This window comes from Tianweitania sp. (genome assembly GCF_032053605.1).
Taxonomy (GTDB): Bacteria; Pseudomonadota; Alphaproteobacteria; order Rhizobiales; family Rhizobiaceae; genus Tianweitania.
This window is the reverse complement of the sequence record NZ_DAMBUH010000010.1, coordinates 1-354: the sequence shown is the minus strand read 5'-3', so window position 1 is coordinate 354 and position 354 is coordinate 1. Positions and strand designations below refer to the sequence as shown.

Below are 354 nucleotides of genomic sequence, written 5' to 3'. Positions count from 1 at the left end.
CGGCGGGATGGCCGCAACCGGCGTCGTGAAAGCGATGGTCTGGCCGAGATTGCCGAGCCGCTCATTGATGAGCAGCGCCAGCGCCTGAAGCTCGGGCGCCAGATGCGTGCCGACGCTCACCAAAGCCCGTCCGCGATGTGCCTGCAGCCGCTCAGCCGCCGCTTCAATCCAGCGTTTTTCCTGATCCGACAGCGGCGACGGCGAGCCTGTCTGAACCCCCACCGCATCCGCCAACGCGGCAACGAGCACCGCGATGCGAGCCGGCGCTGCAATCAGGCGATCACTTGCCGCGATGCCGGTCAGGCTCGGCGTCGGCTCGGCCACAAGAAGGAGGCTTGCGCCCTCGCCCCGCTG

General features: G+C 68.6%; 1 pseudogene. It reads right to left on the bottom strand.

Annotated features, from left to right (window positions below):
• Positions 1-354: pseudogene (locus RTX98_RS04230) on the bottom strand (molybdopterin oxidoreductase); the annotation flags it as partial.